The following is a 6,032-nucleotide window of genomic DNA, read 5'->3' as shown; positions in this document are numbered from 1 at the left end:
CAAGGCCAAGACCATCATCGTCAACAAGCGCTCGATGGCCAGCGGTTATGCCGGTCTGGATAACGAGCTGTTCTACCTGGACAAGACCATGATGGTCTTTGGTGACGCGAAGAAGGTCATCGAAGACATGGTTAAAGCCGTCGAGTAACACTGCTACAGCGCAATACTCGAAACCCCGGCCTCTTGTAGGCTGGGGTTTTTTATTACTGCATGAAACCCGACCAAAGGCTCTAAATCGCTGCCCGGCATTCGACCATGGTAGCGGGCCGAATTTTTTTGAAATCACTAAACTGCGCACCTTGCTTCCGTAGCCTGAGATAAGAATCCATGTACCGTGATCGCATCCGCTTGCCTTCGTTGTTAGACAAGGTCATGAGCGCGGCAGACGCCGCTGCACTGATCGAAGACGGCATGACCGTCGGCATGAGCGGCTTCACCCGCGCCGGTGAAGCCAAGGCCGTGCCCCACGCCCTGGCCGAGCGCGCCAAGACGTCGCCGCTGAAAATCACCCTGATGACCGGCGCCAGCCTGGGCAACGATCTGGACAAGCAACTGACCGAAGCCGGCGTGCTGTCCCGTCGCATGCCATTCCAGGTCGACAGCACCCTGCGCAAGGCGATCAACGCAGGCGAAGTGATGTTTATCGACCAGCACTTGTCGGAAACCGTCGAGCAACTGCGCAATAACCAGCTCAAGCTGCCAGACATTGCGGTCATCGAAGCCGTCGCGATCACCGAGCAAGGCCACATCGTGCCGACCACCTCCGTGGGCAACTCGGCCAGCTTCGCGATTTTCGCCAAACAGGTGATCGTCGAGATCAACATGGCGCACAACCCGAACCTGGAAGGGCTGCACGACATCTATATCCCGACCTATCGACCAACCCGCACGCCAATTCCGCTGGTGAAGGTGGATGATCGCATCGGCAGCACCGCGATCCCGATCCCGCCGGAGAAGATCGTCGCCATCGTCATCACCAACCAGGCCGACTCCGCGTCCACCGTGACGCCGCCTGACAGCGACACCCAGGGCATCGCCAATCACCTGATCAACTTCCTCAAGCAGGAAGTGGACGCCGGGCGCATGACCAACAAGCTTGGCCCGCTGCAGGCCGGGATCGGCAACATCGCCAACGCGGTGATGTGCGGCTTGATCGACTCACCGTTCGAAGACCTGACCATGTACTCGGAAGTGCTGCAGGACTCGACGTTCGACCTGATCGACGCGGGCAAGCTGAGCTTCGCCTCGGGCAGTTCGATCACCTTGTCGGAGCGCCGCAATGCTGACGTGTTCGGCAACCTGGAACACTACAAGGACAAGTTGGTGCTGCGCCCGCAGGAAATCTCCAACCACCCGGAAGTGGTGCGGCGCCTGGGTATCATCGGGATCAACACCGCGCTGGAGTTCGACATCTACGGCAACGTCAACTCCACCCACGTCTGCGGCACGCGGATGATGAACGGCATCGGTGGCTCCGGCGACTTTGCGCGCAACGCGCACCTGGCGATCTTCGTCACCAAGTCGATTGCCAAGGGCGGCGCGATTTCCAGCGTGGTGCCAATGGTCAGCCATGTGGACCACACCGAGCATGACGTCGATATCCTCGTGACCGAAGTCGGCCTGGCGGATTTGCGCGGCCTGGCGCCACGCGAACGCGCGCGGGTGATCATCGACAACTGTGTACACCCGGCCTACCGCGATGCACTGAACACCTACTTCGACAGGGCCTGCGCCATCGGCGGGCATACCCCGCACATCCTGCGTGAAGCCCTGAGCTGGCACATCAACCTGGAAGAAACCGGGCATATGCTTAAAGCGTGATTGATACAGATCCGGGCTGATGCAAATACAGTTTCATCAGCCCGGCGTTATCACCGTCACCTCTGTCAAAAACTGTACTACTGTACCGGTCATTTCCTACCGAAATATCCCACAAACCCTGCCGAAAATGCCTATTTCGCACTGTTTCAGTGCGGACAGGTACAGTTACCCCATTTCCGTACAGTACAGCCCCTTTAAACAGTTAACTGGCCCCTCACAATACAGGTGAACTGTATCTAGAGAGTCTTGCACTGGAGGAGGATCATTGGCATCAGTTAAACCACTACCTAATCCCGCCACAAGCGGAAGGATGTCATCATGGAACGTACACTCAGTTCCGAACTGTTCTTCGAAGAAAAAGCTGTAAACACCCAGGCTTCCCTGCCTCTGCGCGTTATCGCCAACCTGATGTTGTGGCAGCGCCGCATCTCCAGCCGCCACCAACTGGCTCGCCTGGATTCGCGTCTGCTGGCTGACGCCGGTATCAGCGAAGCTCAACGCTACGAAGAGCTGAGCAAGCCGTTCTGGCGCTAACTTAGCGCTCGCTGGCCCTGACCTGCCGGGTCCACCGCCAGCAACCTGATTTGTCAAAACAAAGCCCGCCCCGGGAGACCGGAGGCGGGCTTTGTTGTTTCCGGGATTTGGCTATTCGGCGACAAAACAGTCGCCCTGCGCACGGAGCGGTACAGTTTAAAAAATCAAACAGTTAAGCAGTACAATTTAGCATGGGTGTATCTGTATCGGTCACAGCGCCTCGCCCAACATGGTGTTCCAGGACCTCATGAAAGAAAGGCGCCAACCATGGATACCCACACCTCTGTCTGTAAACGCTTGTTCTCAACCCTTGCCAAATGGGCACGCCAAGCCCATGAACGGCGCCAGCTGGCGCAGCTCGATCATCGCGCACTGTCTGACCTCGGAATCAGCCCCGCTGATCGGATGACCGAGCTGGCCAAGCCGTTCTGGCGTGACTAGACGGTCAAGAGGCTTTCCGAACGGATAAGCGCCGGCTTAATATCCAGCCACTACGTGGCGAACCTTGTCGTACGGGCGTCTGATCCACATTGGCTGCCTTGCGCCACCTTATCCGTTCATCTACAGGAGTCACCCCATGTCCCGTCTTCGTCTGCTGAGTGCTGCCGCCCTGTTGGCAATCGCTGCCAACGCCAGTGCAACCAGCCTGATCGTGACCACTGACTCGATCGTCGGCGCGCTCAAAGCCACCTCCGACGCCACGTCCGATGCCACTTCCTCCCTGCGCGACAACAAGGTCGTGCGCGCCGCCCGCGACGACGCCGCCAGCTTTGTCGCCAGCGAAGGCGCCATCCGTGGCGTGAAGCTGGAAAGCGCCCTGGCCCAGATCCGCCAACAAGCGCCCCAACTGAACACCGCGACTGATGCCCAACTGGCCCAAGCCATCCTGGCCATCTAACCACCGGCCACATGCCTCGGCGCTGGCTCTCGCCGGGGCATTGCGCTAGCCTTGGCGCTCGTTTTCAGTTGTCGAGTCCCATGGCTTTTTCATACCGCCTGTTCATCGCCCCTTTAGTATTTTCCGCCTGCTGGTCGCCACTGGCTTCGGCCTTTGACGTGACCACCCAGGGAACCGTCGCCAGCGCGTACGCCACCAGCAAGGTGACCTCCGCGCCATTCGACAGAAAAATCGTAGCCGCCAGGGATGACGCCGCTGCGTTCATCGCCACTGACGGCCAATGGCGCGGAGCACGCCTGGAATCCGCACTGGATGACCTGCGCCGCAGCCACCCGAAACTTAACGCCAGCGACCGTGAACTGGCGCAAGCAATTCTCGTCCAATAATCATCTTTGTATTTCCATCTTTGTAATCGGAGTTATTCCATGCGTAGCCCGCTGATCGCCGCCACCCTAGGCCTGCTGTTGTTGGCCGACGTTGCCCAGGCGCATACCTTGGTGGCCACCAGTAACATCATTGTTCGCGCCTCCGGCCGCACCATTGATTTCACCTCGGACACCACCACCTCCATCCGCGACTCGAAAATCGTCCGCGAAGCCCACGACGACGCTGCCAGCTTCGTCGCCAGCAACGGCGAGATCCGTGGCGCACAGCTCGAAGCCGCCTTCGACACCCTGCGCACCCGCGTACCCGAAGCCCGCGACGCCAGTGACCAGACCCTCGCCGAAGCTATCCTCGCTCTGTGAGGCGCCTCACCGCCTGGCTCCTGGCGTGGACTGTCCTGCTCAGTGCAGGCGCAGCCCAGGCCAGCCTGCAACTGCGGCTCAAGACCGACGGCTTGAGCCCGGCGCAGCAGCAAGCCAGCCAGGCGTTGCTCGACGAAGCGATGCGCGCACTGCCGCCACGCTTTGTCGAGCAGCTTGACCGGCGCATCGATGTCGGCTGGACCGACAAGATGCCGGAGAATGCCTACGGCCAAGCCTCCCTGGTGTCCGAGCTGGACCTCAACCGCAACCTGCTCGCCAGCCTCACCGACGGCAGCGCCGCCACCCAGAAAACCAATCGCCCCCACGGCACCGTGCGCCGGGAAATGCTCGCCACCGTGCTGCATGAACTGACCCACATCTATGACCGTGCGCGCCTGTGGTCCAAAGACGACCGCGCCCAGATCAACCGTTGCAGCCGCCAGAACAACCTCACCGGCCTGATCGGCCTGCCCGATCAATGCCGTGGCCAGAATGGCCGACGCTTTACCCTCAGCGACGACCCGCGCCTGCTGGACCTCGCCGGCTGGCCGCAATACGTCGGCCGTCGCGGTGAGCGCGAACAACACAACCGCCAGGTCGCGCGCAGCCCGGACATCTACGAAACCACCAGCCCGCTGGAATTCGTCGCGGTCAACATGGAGTACTTCCTCCTCGACCCCAGTTACGCCTGCCGCCGCCCGGCGCTGTTCCGTTATTACCAGGAACACTTCGGCTGGGCACCACCGCAACAAGATGCCTGCGCCAAGACCTACGCCTTCCTGAACGCGGGCAACGACTTCGCCAAGACACCCCTCGGCCAGATCGACCCGGAACGCGTCTACGAGATCGACTACCTGCTGGCCGAAGCCAACCAGAACCTGGTCAGCCGCTGGGGCCACAGCATGTTGCGCCTGGTGATCTGCGCGCCCGGCCGCCCACGCGGGCCGGATTGCCGGTTGGACCTGGACCAGCACCTGGTGTTGTCCTACCGCGCGTTCGTCGGCGACGTACAGTTGTCGAGCTGGGACGGCCTGGTGGGCAAATACCCCTCGCGGCTGTTCGTGCTGCCGCTGGCCCAAGTGATCGACGAATACACCAAGACCGAACTGCGCGGCCTGGCCTCGGTGCCGCTGAAACTGTCACGCCAGGAAATCAACGACACCGTCGAACACGCCGCCGAGATGCATTGGAGCTACGACGGCAACTACTTCTTCATCTCCAACAACTGTGCGGTCGAAAGCCTGAAACTGTTGCGCAGCGGCAGCGCCAACCCGCAACTGACCGGCCTGGACAACATCACCCCCAACGGCTTGCTCGAAGTCTTGAGCGCCCGCGGCCTGGCCGACACCAGCGTGCTCGACGACAAACGCAACGCCCTGCGCCTGGGTTACCACTTCGACTCGTTCCGCGAGCGCTACCAGGCAATGTTCGACGTGTTGCGCAAACACCTGCCGATCAAGCAGACCCAGGTCGAAGACTGGCTGTCCCTCAGCGCCGCCGAACGCCGCCCCTGGTTCGACAAGGCCGACCTGCGCACCAGCGCCGCGCTGTTGTTGCTGGAACAGGCGAGCTACCGCAAACAACTGATGCTGGCCCAGGACGAAGTCAAACAACGCTACCTGGGCGCCCGCGAGCTGAAAAACGGCGGCATGGAAAAGGCCAACAACACCTTGCAACAAATCCTCGCCAACAGCGGCTTCCTCAGCCGCCCGGCAGAACTGCTCGGCAGTGGCGGCTACGGCCTGCCGCAACCGTCGGAAGCCAAGCGCCTGGAATCGGAAAGCGCCGAGCGCCAGAAACAGCTGCAATCGCTGACCGGCGACCTGGATAAAGAGGTGAGGGCGCTGCTGGATCCGGCCCGGGCGGATGAGATTGCGGCGTGTGAGGCCAACCTCAAGCAAGTCGGCGAACACTTGCGCAAACTGCACAAAGCCGCTGGCGGCCTAGAGCTGCCCTAAAAATCTCCAGCCAAACACAATCCAAATGTGGGAGCGGGCTTGCTCGCGAATGCAGTCTGTCAGTTGATGATGTAT

Annotated in this window: 8 protein-coding genes; all 8 read left to right on the top strand. The window is 60.8% G+C overall.

The window, feature by feature from the left end; genetic code table 11:
* Positions 1–148 (top strand): NAD(P)(+) transhydrogenase (Re/Si-specific) subunit beta (locus tag NUV89_RS26855; protein ID WP_193391277.1); only part of this gene is annotated, 148 nt, incomplete at its 5' end.
* A gap of 179 nt (positions 149–327) precedes the next feature.
* Positions 328–1,821, top strand: a complete 1,494-nt coding sequence (locus NUV89_RS26850) for an acetyl-CoA hydrolase/transferase family protein (protein ID WP_257783690.1) — start codon at positions 328–330, stop codon at positions 1,819–1,821.
* 318 nt (positions 1,822–2,139) lie between these two features.
* Complete coding sequence (locus NUV89_RS26845; protein ID WP_012721550.1) at positions 2,140–2,355, top strand: DUF1127 domain-containing protein; 216 nt, start codon at positions 2,140–2,142, stop codon at positions 2,353–2,355.
* Positions 2,356–2,622: 267 nt separating this feature from the next.
* Positions 2,623–2,796, top strand: a complete 174-nt coding sequence (locus NUV89_RS26840) for a DUF1127 domain-containing protein (RefSeq protein ID WP_257783689.1) — start codon at positions 2,623–2,625, stop codon at positions 2,794–2,796.
* 136 nt (positions 2,797–2,932) lie between these two features.
* Complete coding sequence (locus tag NUV89_RS26835; RefSeq protein ID WP_017736004.1) at positions 2,933–3,253, top strand: DUF2388 domain-containing protein; 321 nt, start codon at positions 2,933–2,935, stop codon at positions 3,251–3,253.
* An 80-nt stretch (positions 3,254–3,333) separates the two neighbouring features.
* Complete coding sequence (locus tag NUV89_RS26830) at positions 3,334–3,639, top strand: DUF2388 domain-containing protein (RefSeq protein WP_017736005.1); 306 nt, start codon at positions 3,334–3,336, stop codon at positions 3,637–3,639.
* A gap of 39 nt (positions 3,640–3,678) precedes the next feature.
* On the top strand, positions 3,679–3,999 hold the full coding sequence (locus NUV89_RS26825) for a DUF2388 domain-containing protein (RefSeq protein ID WP_192298225.1): 321 nt from the start codon (positions 3,679–3,681) through the stop codon (positions 3,997–3,999).
* Complete coding sequence (locus NUV89_RS26820) at positions 3,996–5,957, top strand: DUF4105 domain-containing protein (protein WP_257783688.1); 1,962 nt, start codon at positions 3,996–3,998, stop codon at positions 5,955–5,957. The genes NUV89_RS26825 and NUV89_RS26820 overlap by 4 nt, the downstream gene beginning before the upstream one ends.
* Positions 5,958–6,032: the final 75 nt, after the last annotated feature.

The organism is Pseudomonas sp. 18.1.10 (assembly GCF_024655625.1).
Classification (GTDB): domain Bacteria; phylum Pseudomonadota; class Gammaproteobacteria; order Pseudomonadales; family Pseudomonadaceae; genus Aquipseudomonas.
Note: the sequence above shows the minus strand (reverse complement) of the source record. Positions and strands in the feature narration are given on the sequence as shown.

What these genes read in the sequence shown, in the direction of transcription:
- NUV89_RS26840 (WP_257783689.1), top strand. Translation starts at nt 2,623, where the DNA reads ATGGATACCCACACCTCTGTCTGTAAACGCTTGTTCTCAACCCTTGCC.
- NUV89_RS26845 (WP_012721550.1), top strand. Translation starts at nt 2,140, where the DNA reads ATGGAACGTACACTCAGTTCCGAACTGTTCTTCGAAGAAAAAGCTGTA.
- NUV89_RS26825 (WP_192298225.1), top strand. Translation starts at nt 3,679, where the DNA reads ATGCGTAGCCCGCTGATCGCCGCCACCCTAGGCCTGCTGTTGTTGGCC.
- NUV89_RS26850 (WP_257783690.1), top strand. Translation starts at nt 328, where the DNA reads ATGTACCGTGATCGCATCCGCTTGCCTTCGTTGTTAGACAAGGTCATG.
- NUV89_RS26835 (WP_017736004.1), top strand. Translation starts at nt 2,933, where the DNA reads ATGTCCCGTCTTCGTCTGCTGAGTGCTGCCGCCCTGTTGGCAATCGCT.
- NUV89_RS26830 (WP_017736005.1), top strand. Translation starts at nt 3,334, where the DNA reads ATGGCTTTTTCATACCGCCTGTTCATCGCCCCTTTAGTATTTTCCGCC.